Below are 15526 nucleotides of genomic sequence, written 5' to 3'. Positions count from 1 at the left end.
TCATGAACATCAAGACAGCCCTGAGCCGTATCGTCGATCACCTCGACCTCAGCACCGATGAAATGCGCGATGTCATGCGCGAGATCATGACCGGGCAATGCTCGGATGCGCAGATTGGCGCGTTCATGATGGCCATGCGCATGAAGAGCGAAAGCATCGACGAAATCGTCGGTGCCGTGTCGGTGATGCGCGAACTGGCGGACAAGGTCGAACTCAAGACCCTCGACGGTGTGGTCGATGTGGTGGGCACCGGCGGTGACGGCGCCAATATCTTCAACGTGTCGACCGCTTCCGCTTTCGTGGTTTCGGCGGCCGGTTGTACGGTCGCCAAACACGGCAACCGTGCAGTCTCGGGCAAGAGCGGCAGTGCCGACCTGCTGGAGGCGGCCGGTATCTATCTGAACCTGACGCCGGTGCAGGTGGCGCGCTGCATTGACAATGTTGGTATTGGTTTCATGTTTGCCCAGACTCACCACAGCGCGATGAAATACGCCGCCGGCCCGCGTCGGGATCTGGGTCTGCGTACTTTGTTCAACATGCTCGGCCCGCTTACGAATCCGGCCGGTGTGAAGCATCAGGTGGTCGGCGTATTTACCCAGGCCTTGTGCCGGCCGCTGGCGGAAGTGTTGCAGCGCCTGGGCAGCAAGCATGTGCTGGTGGTGCATTCGAAGGATGGCCTGGACGAATTCAGCCTGGCCGCGCCGACCTTTGTCGCTGAACTGAAGGACGGCCAGGTCACCGAGTATTGGGTCGAACCGGAAGACCTGGGCATGAAGAGCCAGAGCCTGCATGGTCTGGCCGTGGAAAGCCCGGCGGCTTCCCTGGAACTGATTCGCGATGCCCTGGGCAAGCGCAAGACCGAGAACGGTCAGAAAGCGGCCGAGATGATCGTGCTCAATGCCGGTGCCGCACTGTATGCGGCCGACCTTGCCAGCAGCCTGAAAGAAGGCGTTGCCTTGGCGCACGATGCGCTGCACACCGGCCTCGCTCGAGAAAAGCTTGAGGAACTGGGTGCATTTACCGCGGTATTCAAAGTGGAGAATGAGGGATGAGTGTACCGACGGTTCTGGAAAAGATTCTGGCGCGCAAGGTTGAGGAAGTCGCCGAGCGTAGCGCTCGCGTCAGCCTTGCCGAGCTGGAAAACCTGGCCAAGGCGGCCGATGCACCCCGCGGTTTTGCCAAGGCGTTGCTGGAGCAGGCCAAGAAGAAACAGCCAGCGGTGATTGCTGAAATCAAAAAGGCTTCACCGAGCAAAGGCGTGATTCGCGAGAACTTCGTTCCTGCTGACATTGCCAAGAGTTACGAGAAGGGCGGGGCGACCTGTCTTTCCGTGCTGACCGACATCGATTACTTCCAGGGCGCCGATGCGTACCTGCAACAGGCACGTGCCGCGTGCAACCTGCCGGTGATCCGCAAGGACTTCATGATCGATCCGTACCAGATCGTCGAAGCCCGGGCCCTGGGGGCCGATTGCGTGCTTTTGATCGTTTCCGCGCTGGATGACGTGAAAATGGCCGAGCTGGCAGCCGTGGCCAAAAGCGTCAATCTCGATGTGCTGGTGGAAGTCCACGACGGCGACGAATTGGAGCGGGCCTTGAAAACCCTCGATACTCCGCTGGTTGGCGTGAACAACCGTAACCTGCACACCTTCGATGTCAGTCTGGAAACCACTCTCGACCTGTTGCCGCGTATCCCGCGTGATCGTCTGGTGATCACCGAGAGCGGCATTCTCAACCGCGCCGATGTCGAACTGATGGAAATCAGTGACGTCTACGCGTTCCTAGTCGGCGAAGCGTTCATGCGCGCCGAAAGTCCGGGTACCGAGTTGCAGCGTCTGTTCTTCCCTGAGCGCGGTATTCCCGTCAGCGGCTCAACCCTAGACTAAAAAGCATCGCGAGCAAGCTCGCTCCCACAGGGTTTGATGGTGGCCACAAAATCTATGAGCTGCCGGGATCAAATGTGGGAGCGAGCTTGCTCGCGATAGCGGCATAAGAAGCACCACAGACTTTATGTCCTACGGAATACCTTATGACCTCACCTATTTCCCTGACCATCGAAGCTGGCCTGAAAGCCGAACAGGATCTGTTGGCCTCGGTATGCGCCGGTGACGCGGAGTTCGGCGTGCTGTTCTGGCAGCCGAGCGATCGGGCGCTGGTCATGCCGCGCCGTTTGAACCGCCTGCCCGGTTTCGAGGCTGCATGTGAAGTGTCGGCGGCGGCAGGTTGGCCGGTGTTGTTGCGTGAAACCGGTGGCGAGCCGGTGCCGCAATCGGCCTCGACCATCAACATCGCACTGGTTTACGCGCCGCCGCGTAGCGAAGGGGATCTGAATCGCATCGAAACCGGTTACCACCGTTTGTGCGATCCGATTTGTCAGTTGCTGGATGAGTTGGGTGGTACTTCGTCCCTGGGTGAAATCGAAGGCGCTTTCTGTGACGGTCGCTTCAACGTCAACCTCGATGGGCGCAAAATGGTCGGAACCGCCCAGCGCTGGCGCCAGAGTCAGGGTGGGCAGCGTCCGGTAGGACTGGTGCACGGAGCGATGCTGATCGATAACGAGCGAGCGTCAATGGTCGCCGCGGTCAATCGTTTCAACGAGGCCTGCGATCTGGAGCAACGGGTACGCGCCGAAAGCCACATCGCGCTGCATGAGAAGTTCGCGGCACGCAATGCACTGGCACGTCTGGACGAACTCTACCGGTTGATGTTGGCGCAGATGTTCAGCGGCTAGGTTTTCGAGCTTATCGCGTACCGAAGACCACCATGGTCTTGCCTTTGACGTCCACCAGGTTGCGTTCTTCAAGATCCTTGAGCACGCGACCGACCATCTCCCGCGAACAACCGACAATCCGCCCGATTTCCTGACGGGTCACCTTGATTTGCATGCCGTCGGGGTGCGTCATGGCGTCTGGCTGTTTGCACAGCTCCAGCAGACAGCGGGCGACTCGACCGGTTACATCAAAGAATGCCAGGTCACCGACCTTGCGCGTAGTGTTGCGCAGGCGCTGTGCGATTTGTCCGCTGAGGACGTAAAGAATATCCGGATCCTGCAGGGACAACTCGCGGAACTTCGCGTAGCTGATTTCTGCGACTTCGCATTCAACCTTGGCCCGCACCCAGGCGCTGCGCTCCTGCTCCAGGCCGGCCTGCTCAAACAGACCCAACTCGCCGAAAAAGTCCCCGGGGTTCAGGTAGGAAATGATCATTTCCCGGCCGTCGTCATCTTCGATCAGGATGGTGACTGAGCCTTTGATGATGAAGAACAGCGTTTCCGAGCGGTCGCCGGCACAAATGATGTTGCTCTTGGCCTGATAACGGCGGCGCTGGCAATGCATCAACAGCTTGTCGAGGTTCTTGATCTTGGGGTTGGGGGCAATAGCAACCATGGTTGTATCCCGAAAAGACTGCACGGAGTGTTTGGATTTTTGTAGGAGCTGGCGAAGTCTGCGATCTTTCTAGTCGCTTCATAGCTGGCCATGCGCCAGCGAATTGGCGTCAGCTTAACAGACACTTCCTGCAATATTCGAGCATTTACCTACAAGGCGGTGGGATATGTCCTAGGACGCCGGGCGCTGTCAATCACGGGGCCTGTGCTAAGCTGGCGACCCTTTTTTATACAGTGGAGTCTTGGCGATGAAGGCACGCATCCAATGGGCTGGCGAAGCCATGTTCCTCGGCGAATCCGGTAGCGGTCATGTCGTGGTCATGGACGGTCCGCCCGATGCCGGCGGACGTAACCTGGGTGTCCGGCCGATGGAAATGTTGCTGCTGGGTGTCGGCGGTTGCAGCAATTTCGATGTGGTCAGCATCCTCAAGAAGTCCCGCCAGGCGGTCGAAAGCTGTGAGGCCTTCCTCGAAGCCGAGCGCGCGACCGAAGATCCAAAGGTGTTCACCAAGATCCACATGCATTTCGTGGTCAAGGGCCGCGGGCTGAAAGAAGCCCAGGTCAAACGTGCCATCGAGTTGTCTGCCGAGAAGTATTGCTCGGCCTCGATCATGCTCGGCGCGGCCGGTGTCGAGATTACTCACGACTACGAAATCATCGAGCTCGGTTGAATCGACATTCAACTATCATAAAAGCAGTGCAGACTCTGGCGATCCCAAGCTGACGTCTGCATAATGCGCCACTTTTTTCAGGGTAGTGGCCCGTCAGCCGACAGGCCTCGCACCCGAACAGACAACCAAAATCGCCATCGCGAAGAGGTGTTAACCGTCCTACGCAGGTGCGTTGTTCGCAACTGACGGGCATGCTTGATCACGCGGCCGGGCCGCAAGCACATAGAGAGTTTTTAACGGTGAAAAGCAAACTCAAGCTCCACGGGTTCAATAACCTGACAAAGACCTTGAGCTTCAACATCTATGACATCTGCTACGCGGAAACTCCGCAAGACCAGCAGGCTTACGTCGAGTACATCAATAAAGAGTACAACGCGAAACGCCTGACGCAGATCCTCACGGAAGTTGTCGATATCATTGGTGCCAACATCCTGAACATTGCCAGTCAGGACTATGAGCCACAGGGCGCCAGCGTCACGATTCTGATTTCTGAAGAACCGGTGACCCCGACCGATAGCCAGATCGAAGAGTCCCCGGGCCCGTTGCCCGAAATCATCCTGGCCCACCTCGACAAGAGCCACATCACGGTGCACACGTACCCGGAAATCCATCCGGACGACGGCATTGCAACCTTCCGTGTGGACATCGACGTGTCGACTTGCGGGGTCATTTCACCGCTTAAAGCGCTCAACTTCCTGATTCACCAGTTCGATTCGGACATCGTGACCGTGGATTACCGTGTGCGCGGCTTCACCCGTGACGTTGAAGGCAAAAAACACTTCATCGACCACGAGATCAATTCGATCCAGAACTACCTCTCCGATGACACTTACGACGCGTACCAGATGACCGACGTGAACGTGTACCAGGAAAACCTGTTCCACACCAAGATGCTGCTGAAGAACTTCGAACTGGATAACTACCTGTTCGGCGACGCCACCAGCAACCTGTCCTCTGAGCAGCGCGCCCAGGTGACCGAGCGGGTGAAACACGAAATGCTCGAAATCTTCTACGCGCGCAATATGGCGTAAGATTTTCGGACACAAAAAAGGCGACTCCCTCACGGCAGTCGCCTTTTTTATTCTGGTGCTGGCCCTTGTAGGAGCGAGCTTGCTCGCGATGGACGTTAACGATAACGCGTGTTTTCTGGATAAACGCGTTGCCCTCAGGTTTATCGCGAGCAAGCTCGCTCCTACAAAAAATCTGAAATCAGATCCGATAAGTACTCTTGGTCATCACCTTGGCCATCAGGCTCATCCCGAACTTGACCGGTGCCGGAAAGCGGAACCCGCCAGCATCCAGCGCACTTTCGGCATGCTGTTCTTCATCGATGCGCATCTGCTCAAGAATCGCCCGGGATTTTTCATCCTCGGCCGGCAATTGCTCCAGATGTTCGTTCAGGTGTTTGCACACCTGGTCTTCCGTTGCCGCAACGAACCCCAGGCTGACTTTGTCGCTGATCAGGCCGGCCACTGCGCCAATCCCGAACGACATGCCATAAAACAGCGGGTTGAGGATACTGGTGTGGCTACCCAGTTGATGGATGCGTTGTTCGCACCAGACCAGGTGATCGATTTCTTCTTCGGCGGCATGCTCCATCGCAGCGCGCACTTGCGGCAGCTTGGCGGTCAGCGCCTGTCCCTGGTACAGCGCCTGGGCGCAGACTTCGCCGGTGTGGTTGATGCGCATCAGGCCGGCAACGTGGCGCGTGTCTTCGTCGCTCATTTTCGCATCCGGCTGCACGATGGCGGGCGACGGACGGTACGGCTGGCCGCTGAAGGGCAGCAGTGTGCGCATCGCGGCATCGGCTTGCAGCAGAAGGCGGTCAATTGGCGAGTAGTGACGTTGGGTTGTCATGCTGACCTCCGGGGGAATTTCGGCGGCCAGTTTAACCCAATCGGCCGGGGAAGGTTTGCGCTGGGTCATTGTGATGCAGAGACTGTGACAGTGTTGTGATGCCTGTTGTGGGAGCGGGCTTGCTCGCGAAGAGGGTCTGACATTCAGCATCCATGCTGGCTGATACTTCGTCTTCGCGAGCAATCCCGCTCCCACAGGGGGAAGCAGTAATCAGCCCGGCGGCCAGTGCATCTGGCGCTGACCCAGTACGTGCATATGTATGTGATAGACAGTTTGCCCACCCAGTTCATTGCAGTTCATGACGACGCGGAAGCCGTCTTCGCAACCCAGTTCCTTTGCCAGGCGCTGGGCGGTGAACAGGATGTGCCCCGCCAATGTCTTGTCGTCCTCGGTCAGGTCGTTCAGGGTGCGAACGGGTTTTTTCGGGACCACCAGGAAATGTACCGGTGCCTGTGGGGCAATGTCGTGGAAGGCCAGAACCTGGTCGTCCTCGTAAATGATCTTCGCCGGGATTTCCCGGTTGATGATCTTGGTGAACAGAGTATCCACAGCTGTTTTCTCCGTTGTTTGGGCTGGCCTGAGTGTACTCATGGCGTATGCCTGCGCCCAGCCTTTTACCTTGGGTTGGATCAGCGCGGGCAGTAGGCCTTGTTGACCATGCCGGCGATTGTGCGAGTCAGCCACCGCGAGCCAAGCCGCGGCAGGAAGGCGAACCAGCGGTTGCGCCGCCCGGGAATGATGATCGCCTTGTTCTTTTCCAGTGCGCGCACGGTGTAGAGCGCCACTTCCTCGGGGCTCATCAGCAGTTTGCTGTTGGTCAGCTTTTCGCTGTCGAGTTGTGCGGTACGGAAAAACGCCGTGCGGGTCGGCCCGGGGCAGAGCACCGAAACCTTGATCGCACATTTTTTCAGTTCGACGCGCAATCCTTCGGAAAAGTGCAGCACATACGCCTTGCTGGCGTAATAGGTGCTCATCCACGGCCCCGGCTGAAACGCCGCCACAGAGGCCACATTCAGAATCTGCCCGCCGCCTTGCAGGGCCATGCTGTTGCCGATGGCATGGCACAGGCGGGTGAGGGCGAGGATGTTCACTTCGATCAGGTCTTGCTCGGTCATCCAGTCCTGGGCCAGAAACGGGCCGCATGTGCCGATACCGGCGCAGTTGACCAGCAGATCGATTTGCCGGTCGCCTTCTTCCAGCTCCAGCAGGAATCCGGACAGGCGCAGCGGCTCGCCCAGGTCGCAGGCACGGAACAGCACTTCCACGCCGAACCGTTGGGTCAGTTCAATCGCAATACTTTCCAGCTGATCACGTTGTCGGGCCACCAGAATCAGGCTGCGGCCGCGCCGGGCCAGCGCTTCGGCCATTGCCAGGCCGATGCCGCTGGAGGCGCCAGTGATCAGAGCGTAACGGGTCATGCAGTTCTCCATCGCAACAGCTCCGCGCCGCGACGCAGGTGTCAGGGGCCAGGAGCGCTGTTCATTCTTTCGCAGAGTCTACAGGGGGCTGGGCCTCTTCGGCTGCATCGTCGGAGGAATTTGGCACCGGTTCGACCTCGACTTCGATTTCATCGGTGGTGACCGAACTGCTGTCGTAGCTGCTCTGGGCGGCGCTTTTGTATTCTTCCCGTATCGCCGTGAGGCCACCGGCCAGCGAGCCGAACAGAACTAGCGCGATAACGATCAGCCACAGCGAAGACAGTACCTTGACTGCGGTACTGTTCGGCGGAGGCGGCGGGCCGTAGCGGTTAGCGGTGTCGTTGCCCGGCACAACCATGATCACGAACGGAAAGAAACTGCCAACGAACGGCACCAGGTTCAGCAGCCACAGCCAGCCGGACCAGCCGACATCGTGCAAACGTTGAACGGTGATCTGGATGCTGACGAATACAAATCCGATGAACAGGATAAAGGCCAGCAAGCTGCCCAATATCAGGCCGGCGGTCGAATCCGCGCCGATGATAGCCAGGGCGACCAAGGCAAACACCCCGCACAGGGCCAGGAGCACAGTTGACAGCACCAGCGTCCAGGCGAGGTAGCGCAAGCGGCCGATACGGCCATCGAAACTGAAGGGTTTGAGCGTGGCGAATTCCGCTACGGCTTCGCCGACGGGCGCGCGCGGCGGTGCGTAAGGGGACTGCGGATCTGCAAAAGGCGCCTGGCTGCCGGCCGGAGCATGGTCATGAACGTCGGCGAGGTTCAGCTCGATCGGCGTTTCGGCTTCGATACGGGCGTCGATACCGGTTTTGCTCAGCGCCTGGAGATAGGTCTGGGCATCGGAGTGCGACAGGTTGCGTTTGAGCGCTACCGGACGCCCGGTGAACAGGCGCTCAATGGCCGTGACATCGCTTTTGAACAAATCGGCGAGATTGAGCTTTGCCGTGGTGATGTCGACACCGGGCAGCAAGGCACCCTCGAATACGATTTTGAAATGATTTTCGCCCATGTGCGAAGCATCCTTGTCGCGAGAGGTTGAAAGAACAATGTTGTGCCCGGACGAGTGTAAGTCCAGCCGGGCAAGACTGGCCAAGGTTTGCTGTCAGCGCGGCCAGCGTTTTGGCAACTGGGCGGCATGCTCCAGGGCCAGGCGGTACTCCGCGTCGAGGCGCGCAATCAACTGCTCGACACTCGGCAAGTCTTCGATTTCTCCCACGCCCTGGCCTGCAGACCAAACGGTCTTCCAGGCTTTGGCCTCATCGCTCACGGGTTTGAGCTTGGAACCGAAGTTGATCTCGCCCTTGCCTTGCAAGGCGGCCATGTCGAAACCGGCGGCCTCCAGGCTCTGGCGCATGAAGCTCGCGGGGACACCCGACACGGCTGGAGTATGGATGATGTCTGCCGCTTTGGATGTCAGCAGCATTTCTTTGTAGGCGTCGGGCGCGTGACTTTCGGTCGTGCCGATAAATCGTGTACCAAAGTAGGCCAGATCCGCGCCGAGCAATTGAGCTGCAAGAATTTCGTGGCCGTGGTTCAAACAGCCGGCCAGTAACAGGGTCTTGTCGAAAAACTGGCGGATTTCGGCAATCAGTGAGAACGGGCTCCAGGTCCCCGCGTGTCCACCGGCGCCGGCAGCCACGGCGATCAAGCCATCCACGCCTGCTTCGGCCGCTTTCTCGGCATGACGACGAGTGGTCACATCATGGAACACCAGGCCGCCGTAGCTGTGCACCGCGTCGACCAGTTCTTTCACGGCGCCCAGGCTGGTGATCACGATCGGCACTTTGTGCTCGACGCAGATCTGCAGATCCGCCTGTAAACGAGGATTGCTGTTGTGGACGATCAGGTTCACGGCATAAGGCGCGGGATTCTCCATTGTCGCCAGCCCGGCTTCGATTTCTTCCAGCCATGCCTTGAAACCGCTGCTTTCGCGCTGGTTCAGCGCCGGGAAGCTGCCGACCACGCCCTGGCGACAACAGGCGAGTACCAATTGCGGATTGGAAATCAGGAACATCGGCGCCGCCATCACGGGCAGACGCAAACGTTCTTCGAGCAGAGCGGGCAGCGACATTGGAAGTACCCCGGTAAGTTGTGCCTGGTGGATTTAGAACGGCCGAACGACGACCAGAATTACGATAGCCAGCAATATCAGAACCGGCACTTCATTGAACCAGCGATAAAAGACATGGCTGCGGGTGTTCTCGCCACGGGCAAAACGTTTTACCTGGGCGCCGCACATGTGGTGGTAGCCGATCAGCAACACGACCAGGGTCAGTTTGGCGTGTATCCAGCCACCCTGGCTGAAGATGCCTGGATTGAGGTAGATGAGCCAGCCGCCGAAGATCAGCGTGGCGATCATCGCCGGGCCCATGATGCCCCGGTACAGCTTGCGCTCCATGACGCTGAAGCGTTCCTTGCTGATCGTGTCCTCACTTTGTGCGTGATAAACGAACAGTCGTGGCAGGTAAAACAGGCCGGCAAACCAGCATACGACGCTGACGATATGAAACGCTTTGAGCCACAGATAGAGCATTTTTGGTTATTCCCCAATTCACGGTAGTGGGAATAGTAGGGGGTTGAGCGTCCGCACGTCACCTTGACGGTTGTCGCAGGGGCGCGCGGCCCCTATTATCGACGGCTTTCCAGTGGGTTCGTTGAGGGCAGGTTTATGGTCAAGGTCGGTATCGTCGGCGGCACGGGTTACACCGGTGTCGAACTGCTGCGTCTGTTGGCGCAACATCCGCAAGCTGAGGTGGTTGTCATCACTTCCCGATCCGAGGCTGGCCTGGCCGTGGCCGACATGTATCCGAACCTGCGAGGCCATTACGACGGCCTGGCGTTCAGCGTTCCGGACATCAAGACCCTGGGTGCCTGCGATGTGGTGTTCTTCGCCACACCGCACGGTGTTGCCCATGCCTTGGCGGGCGAGTTGCTGGCGGCCGGGACCAAGGTCATCGACCTGTCGGCGGACTTCCGTCTGCAAGATGCGGATGAATGGGCCAAGTGGTACGGCCAGCCGCACGGTGCACCGGAGTTGCTGGACGAGGCGGTCTACGGCTTGCCGGAAGTCAATCGCGAACAGATCAAGAAAGCGCGCCTGATTGCCGTGCCGGGCTGCTATCCAACTGCAACGCAATTGGGTTTCCTGCCATTGCTCGAAGCCGGCCTGGCCGATGCCGCGCATCTGATTGCTGACTGCAAGTCCGGCGTCAGCGGTGCCGGTCGTGGCGCTTCCGTAGGTTCGTTGTACTCCGAGACGTCGGAAAGCATGAAGGCTTATGCGGTCAAAGGTCACCGTCACTTGCCGGAGATTCGCCAGGGGCTGCGTCGCGCAGCAGGCAAGGACGTCGGCCTGACCTTCGTTCCGCACCTGACGCCGATGATTCGTGGCATTCACTCCACACTCTACGCAACTGTTGTTGATCGCTCGGTGGACCTGCAGGCGCTGTTTGAAAAGCGCTACGCCAACGAACCGTTCGTCGATGTGATGCCGGCCGGCAGCCATCCGGAGACGCGTAGCGTACGGGGTGCCAACGTCTGCCGCATTGCCGTGCATCGCCCTCAGGACGGTGATCTGGTGGTGGTGCTGTCGGTGATCGACAACCTGGTCAAAGGTGCTTCGGGTCAGGCCGTGCAGAACATGAACATTCTGTTCGGGCTGGATGAGCGTCTGGGCCTGTCCCACGCCGGCATGCTGCCGTAAGCGTTATCGCGTACAGCAAAAGGCCCGTCTGACGGGCCTTTTTGCATTCCGGGCCGGCGACTGGATTGGTTGATATACCATAACAATAGTTGACCGCTTTTCTAGGAGAAGCGGATAATGCGCGTCATCACGCAATATGACGGCGTAACGCCGGGAGATAGTCAGCATGAGCGTCGAATCCTTCACCCCCACGGCTTTGCAATTCACCCACGGTGCCGCGCACAAGGTGAAGAGCCTGGTCGATGAAGAGGGGAATGATCGCTTGAAGCTGCGCGTATTCGTTACGGGCGGCGGTTGTTCAGGTTTTCAGTACGGCTTCACCTTCGATGAAGAAGTGGCCGATGACGACACCATCGTCGAGCGCGAAGGTGTGAGTCTGGTTGTCGATCCGATGAGCTTCCAGTACCTGGCAGGTGCCGAGGTGGACTACCAGGAAGGTCTGGAAGGGTCGCGTTTCGTCATCAAGAACCCGAATGCGACCACCACTTGTGGCTGCGGTTCTTCGTTCTCGATCTGATCGGCGCACCTGTTTCACAGAACGCCGCACGGCCTCAGGGCCTTGCGGCGTTTTGCTGTGTGGAGGGTTTATGCGGGGTAGATGGCGCCGAGGACCCGTAATCCACGGGCGCCGGTAACGCTTGGGCGATTGGCGGCGATGCCTTCGAGGCAGCAGTGAGCGAGCCAGGCAAACGCCATGGCTTCGACCCAGTCAGGATCGACGCCATATGCTGATGTGCTGCTGACTTTCGCCTTCGGCAGCAGACTGGCCAGGCGATTCATCAGTGCGGCGTTATGCGCGCCACCGCCGCAGACCAGCACTTCTTGAGTCTCTTTCTGGGCGCCTTGCAGCGATTCGATGATGGTCAGTGCGGTCAGCTCAAGCAGCGTTGCCTGTACGTCTTCGGCAGCGAAGGTCGGCAGCTGCGCCAGGTGCTGCATCAACCATGGCAGGTTGAAGACTTCCCGGCCGGTACTCTTTGGGCCTTGGGTGACGAAGAAGGGGTCGCTGAGCAGGGCCTTCAACAGATCGGGTTCAACCTTGCCGCTGGCGGCCCATTGGCCGTCACGGTCATAGGTGTCGCCGCGCTGCTGATGAATCCAGGCATCCAGCAGCACATTCCCTGGGCCGCAGTCGAAACCGGCCACCGGTTTGCCGGGCTCGATCAGGCTGAGGTTGCTGAAACCGCCGATGTTCAGTACGGCACGGTTGCCGGCCCGCTCTTCGAACAAGGCTTCATGAAAGGCTGGAACCAGCGGAGCGCCTTGACCGCCGGCGGCTACGTCGCGGCTGCGGAAGTCGCTGACCACGGTGATACCCGTCAGCTCGGTCAGCAGCGCCGGGTTGCCGATTTGCACCGTGAAACCGCGCGCTGGTTCATGGCGAATGGTCTGGCCATGGCTGCCAATCGCGCGGATGTCGTCAGGGATGAGGTGCTGTTGAGCTAGGAGGGTATTGATGCCCTGTGCCGCGAGCTTTACCCAGTTTTGCTGGGCGATGGCGGAACGGGCAATCTCGTCCGGACCGCTGGCGCACAAGCCAAGCAGCTCTGTACGCAGGGAATCGGGCATGGGGATGTAGTGCGTGGCGATCAGCCTGATCGCCGGGGTCTGCTCGATCAGCGCGATGTCCAGGCCATCAAGGCTGGTCCCGGACATCACACCTATATAAAGCGCCATGACTTAACGCTTGGCCGAAGCCAGCTGAGTGGCTTTTTCCTGGTCCATGCGCGCCATCAGCGGTTGGCTCTGTGCCAGGAAGCGTGCGCGCTCGGCTTTGGAGATCGGATCGGCCATCGCGACTTTCTGGCCCAGCGGGTCGACGTGCACGCCATTCACCTGGAACTCGTAATGCAGGTGCGGACCGGTGGAGAGACCGGTGGTGCCGATATAGCCAATCACCTGGCCCTGTTTCACCGTGCCGCCTGTCTTCACGCCTTTGGCGAAGCCTTGCATGTGGCCGTAGAGCGTGGTGTAGGTGTTGCCGTGCTGGAGGATCACGGTATTGCCGTAGCCACCACGGCGGCCGGCCAGCAACACCTTGCCATCACCGGCAGCCTTGATCGGCGTGCCACGCGGTGCTGCGTAGTCGACGCCTTTGTGGGCGCGGATCTTGTTCAGGATCGGGTGTTTGCGGCCCATGGAAAATTTCGAGCTGATGCGGGCGAAGTCCACCGGTGTGCGGATGAACGCCTTGCGCATGCTGTTGCCGTCAGCGGTGTAGTAACTGCTGTTGCCTTGTTTGTTGGTGTAACGCACGGCGGTGTAGGTCTTGCCGCGGTTGGTGAAGCGCGCCGACAGGATCGGGCCAGTGCCGACGGCCTTGCCGTTGACCACTTTTTGCTCGTAGATCACGTCGAACTCGTCGCCCTGGCGAATATCCTGGGCGAAGTCCACGTCGTAGCCAAACACACTGGCCATGTCCATGGTGAGGCTGTGAGACAGGCCGGCGCGGGCTGCGGACTGCGACAGCGAGCTGTTGATCACGCCATGAACGTAAGCCGAGCGCACGGTTGGTTTTGCGGTAATGCGGTTGAAGGTATAGCCCTTGTCGTTCTTGGTCAGGCTGATGCTTTCGAGGTCGTTGAGCTTGCTGTGCAGGTTGGTCAACTGACCGTCAGGACTCAGTTCGAATTCGAGTTTTTGCCCGTGCTTGAGCTGGCTGAACTGCTTGGCCTGCTTGTCGCTGGCCAGCACGTCGTGCACCGAGGTGGCCGGGAGGCCGACTTTCTCGAACAGCGTAGAGAGGGTGTCACCCTTGGTGACGATCACTTCCCTGTGGCTTGCCGTCTTCTTTTCTTCGACGACCGGCACCGGTGCAGGTTCGGCTTGAGCGGTTTCCTGGGTGTCTTCGGCGCTGTTGTCGATCTGCGCGAAGGGGGAGGTTGCTGGTTCATTTGTGGCTTGAACGGCGTCAGCAGCGTCTTGTTCTTGTGTCAGTTGTTCAGCAGGGCTTTCCAGTTCAAGACTCAGGGTTGTCTTTTTGGCTTCGACATCGCTGGAAGGGAATACCAGGAGCGCCAGACTGAGAAGGGCGGCGATGCCACTTGCAGCAAGCAAGTGGGTCTTCGGGTAAAGCGGCGGCGCTTTAGACGATTCTGTGGTCATAAGTGGTTTTGACTTTGAAAAAGATGAATTGGAAAAGATGAATGACATGATGAAGATGAAATAACTGTATAAAATATAACCAAATCATCTCTGAAGCAAGTCCGTAGGCACTCTGTCTGCGGATTGGCGTCCGTGCGCCGGGCAAACCTTGTATTTGACGCGCGATCTTGTATGGTTGGTTCCCTTTGAATCTGAGCCTTGCGGGTCTGTTATGAAGTCGGTTGAAGAGCAGCTAGCGCTGATCAAACGTGGTGCGGAAGAACTGTTGGTCGAGTCCGAGCTGATTGAAAAGCTCAAGCGTGGCCAGCCGCTACGTATTAAGGCGGGCTTCGATCCAACGGCTCCGGATCTGCACTTGGGTCACACCGTGCTTATTAATAAGCTGCGCCAGTTCCAGGAGCTGGGGCATCAGGTGATCTTCCTGATTGGTGACTTCACCGGAATGATCGGCGACCCGAGCGGCAAGAGTGCCACGCGTCCACCGCTCACTCGCGAGCAAGTCCTCGAGAATGCCGAGACCTACAAGACTCAGGTCTTCAAGATTCTGGATCCGGCAAAAACCGAAGTGGCATTCAACTCCACCTGGATGGATCAGATGGGGCCGGCCGACTTCATTCGCCTGACTTCGCAATACACCGTGGCTCGTATGCTCGAGCGCGATGACTTCGACAAGCGCTACACAACCAATCAGCCAATCGCCATTCATGAGTTCCTTTATCCGCTGGTTCAGGGTTATGACTCTGTAGCTCTGCGCGCAGACGTGGAGCTCGGCGGCACCGATCAGAAGTTCAACTTGCTGATGGGGCGTGAGCTGCAGCGTGGTTATGGTCAGGAAGCCCAGTGCATTTTGACCATGCCGCTGCTTGAAGGTCTGGATGGTGTGAAGAAGATGTCCAAGTCCTTGGGTAACTACGTCGGCATCCAGGAGGCGCCAGGTGTGATGTATGGCAAGCTGGTTTCCATTCCGGATGCGCTGATGTGGCGTTACTTCGAGTTGCTCAGCTTCCGCTCCATGGATGAGATCAATGCGTTCCGCGCTGATGTCGAGGCGGGTGCCAATCCGCGCGATATCAAGATCAAGTTGGCTGAGGAGATCGTTGCGCGCTTCCATGGTGAGGAGGCTGCGGCCAATGCTCATCGTGCCGCCGGTAACCGTATGAAGGATGGCGAGTTGCCGGATGATCTGCCGGAAATCGAATTGACTGCTGCCGAAGACATGCCGATCGCTGCTGTCCTTAATAAAGCGGGGTTGGTTAAGAACTCGGCGGTGGCGCGAGATCTCCTGGGTTCCGGTGGTGTACGTATAGATGGTGAGGTTGTCGATCGCGCCTTTATATACGCACTGGGCGCGACCCATGTTTGCCAGGCCG

General features: G+C 58.7%; 17 protein-coding genes (1 of these 17 only partly in view). 8 read left to right on the top strand and 9 right to left on the bottom strand.

What is annotated here, in order from left to right; genetic code table 11:
• Positions 1-2: 2 nt before the first annotated feature.
• The 3 genes from trpD (at position 3) to J4D25_RS22640 (ending at position 2730) form a co-directional block, all read left to right on the top strand.
• Complete coding sequence (gene trpD / locus J4D25_RS22650; RefSeq protein WP_057713085.1) at positions 3-1052, top strand: anthranilate phosphoribosyltransferase; 1050 nt, start codon at positions 3-5, stop codon at positions 1050-1052.
• Complete coding sequence (gene trpC / locus J4D25_RS22645; RefSeq protein WP_057713086.1) at positions 1049-1885, top strand: indole-3-glycerol phosphate synthase TrpC; 837 nt, start codon at positions 1049-1051, stop codon at positions 1883-1885. The genes trpD and trpC overlap by 4 nt, the downstream gene beginning before the upstream one ends.
• Positions 1886-2028: 143 nt before the next feature.
• A complete protein-coding gene (locus J4D25_RS22640; protein WP_057713087.1) occupies positions 2029-2730 on the top strand; it encodes a lipoate--protein ligase family protein in 702 nt (233 codons plus the stop codon).
• A 10-nt stretch (positions 2731-2740) separates the two neighbouring features.
• On the opposite strand, the gene crp is transcribed toward J4D25_RS22640, so the two are convergent.
• Positions 2741-3385: a cAMP-activated global transcriptional regulator CRP gene (crp, locus tag J4D25_RS22635; RefSeq protein ID WP_057713088.1), complete on the bottom strand. Its 645-nt coding sequence runs from the start codon at positions 3383-3385 to the stop codon at positions 2741-2743.
• Positions 3386-3632: 247 nt separating this feature from the next.
• Here crp and J4D25_RS22630 point away from each other — a divergent pair, with 247 nt between their 5' ends.
• Together J4D25_RS22630 and speD are read left to right on the top strand one after the other, a co-directional pair.
• Positions 3633-4055 carry an OsmC family protein gene (locus tag J4D25_RS22630; protein ID WP_008061600.1) on the top strand — a complete coding sequence of 141 codons (423 nt, stop codon included), beginning with the start codon at positions 3633-3635 and terminating at the stop codon, positions 4053-4055.
• A 239-nt stretch (positions 4056-4294) separates the two neighbouring features.
• Entirely contained in the window at positions 4295-5086 is a 792-nt protein-coding gene (gene speD, locus J4D25_RS22625; RefSeq protein ID WP_057713089.1) for an adenosylmethionine decarboxylase, read from the top strand.
• Between the two features lie 178 nt (positions 5087-5264).
• On the opposite strand, the gene coq7 is transcribed toward speD, so the two are convergent.
• The 6 genes from coq7 to hemJ form a co-directional block, all read right to left on the bottom strand.
• Entirely contained in the window at positions 5265-5912 is a 648-nt protein-coding gene (gene coq7 / locus J4D25_RS22620; RefSeq protein ID WP_008051652.1) for a 2-polyprenyl-3-methyl-6-methoxy-1,4-benzoquinone monooxygenase, read from the bottom strand.
• A 210-nt stretch (positions 5913-6122) separates the two neighbouring features.
• Positions 6123-6461, bottom strand: a complete 339-nt coding sequence (locus J4D25_RS22615; RefSeq protein WP_057713090.1) for a histidine triad nucleotide-binding protein — start codon at positions 6459-6461, stop codon at positions 6123-6125.
• Positions 6462-6541: 80 nt separating this feature from the next.
• On the bottom strand, positions 6542-7330 hold the full coding sequence (locus J4D25_RS22610) for an SDR family oxidoreductase (protein WP_032829767.1): 789 nt from the start codon (positions 7328-7330) through the stop codon (positions 6542-6544).
• A gap of 61 nt (positions 7331-7391) precedes the next feature.
• Positions 7392-8357, bottom strand: a complete 966-nt coding sequence (locus tag J4D25_RS22605; RefSeq protein WP_057713091.1) for a DUF805 domain-containing protein — start codon at positions 8355-8357, stop codon at positions 7392-7394.
• Between the two features lie 93 nt (positions 8358-8450).
• Complete coding sequence (locus J4D25_RS22600; RefSeq protein WP_057713092.1) at positions 8451-9419, bottom strand: nitronate monooxygenase family protein; 969 nt, start codon at positions 9417-9419, stop codon at positions 8451-8453.
• 33 nt (positions 9420-9452) lie between these two features.
• A complete protein-coding gene (gene hemJ / locus J4D25_RS22595; protein ID WP_046039521.1) occupies positions 9453-9881 on the bottom strand; it encodes a protoporphyrinogen oxidase HemJ in 429 nt (142 codons plus the stop codon).
• Between the two features lie 135 nt (positions 9882-10016).
• Between hemJ and argC the strand changes: the two genes are divergently transcribed.
• Positions 10017-11051, top strand: coding sequence for an N-acetyl-gamma-glutamyl-phosphate reductase (gene argC / locus J4D25_RS22590; RefSeq protein ID WP_007980174.1), 1035 nt, complete (start codon positions 10017-10019; stop codon positions 11049-11051).
• Positions 11052-11217: 166 nt separating this feature from the next.
• Positions 11218-11568, top strand: a complete 351-nt coding sequence (gene erpA, locus J4D25_RS22585) for an iron-sulfur cluster insertion protein ErpA (RefSeq protein ID WP_007906865.1) — start codon at positions 11218-11220, stop codon at positions 11566-11568.
• Between the two features lie 68 nt (positions 11569-11636).
• Here erpA and J4D25_RS22580 read toward each other — a convergent pair whose 3' ends face one another.
• Both J4D25_RS22580 and J4D25_RS22575 read right to left on the bottom strand, forming a co-directional pair.
• Positions 11637-12728, bottom strand: coding sequence for an anhydro-N-acetylmuramic acid kinase (locus J4D25_RS22580; protein WP_057713093.1), 1092 nt, complete (start codon positions 12726-12728; stop codon positions 11637-11639).
• Between the two features lie 3 nt (positions 12729-12731).
• A complete protein-coding gene (locus J4D25_RS22575) occupies positions 12732-14156 on the bottom strand; it encodes a peptidoglycan DD-metalloendopeptidase family protein (RefSeq protein WP_057713094.1) in 1425 nt (474 codons plus the stop codon).
• A 211-nt stretch (positions 14157-14367) separates the two neighbouring features.
• Here J4D25_RS22575 and tyrS point away from each other — a divergent pair, with 211 nt between their 5' ends.
• Positions 14368-15526, top strand: partial view of a tyrosine--tRNA ligase gene (gene tyrS, locus J4D25_RS22570; protein ID WP_057713095.1) — the 5' portion only. Its footprint extends 41 nt past the window's final position; 1159 of the gene's 1200 nt are visible here — the first part of the coding sequence; it begins with the start codon at positions 14368-14370; its stop codon lies off the right edge, out of view.

It is taken from the genome of Pseudomonas sp. GW456-L13 (assembly GCF_017350115.1).
Lineage (GTDB): Bacteria > Pseudomonadota > Gammaproteobacteria > Pseudomonadales > Pseudomonadaceae > Aquipseudomonas > Aquipseudomonas jessenii.
The sequence above is the reverse complement of the archived record's forward strand: the minus strand, read 5'-3'. Positions and strand labels throughout refer to the sequence as shown.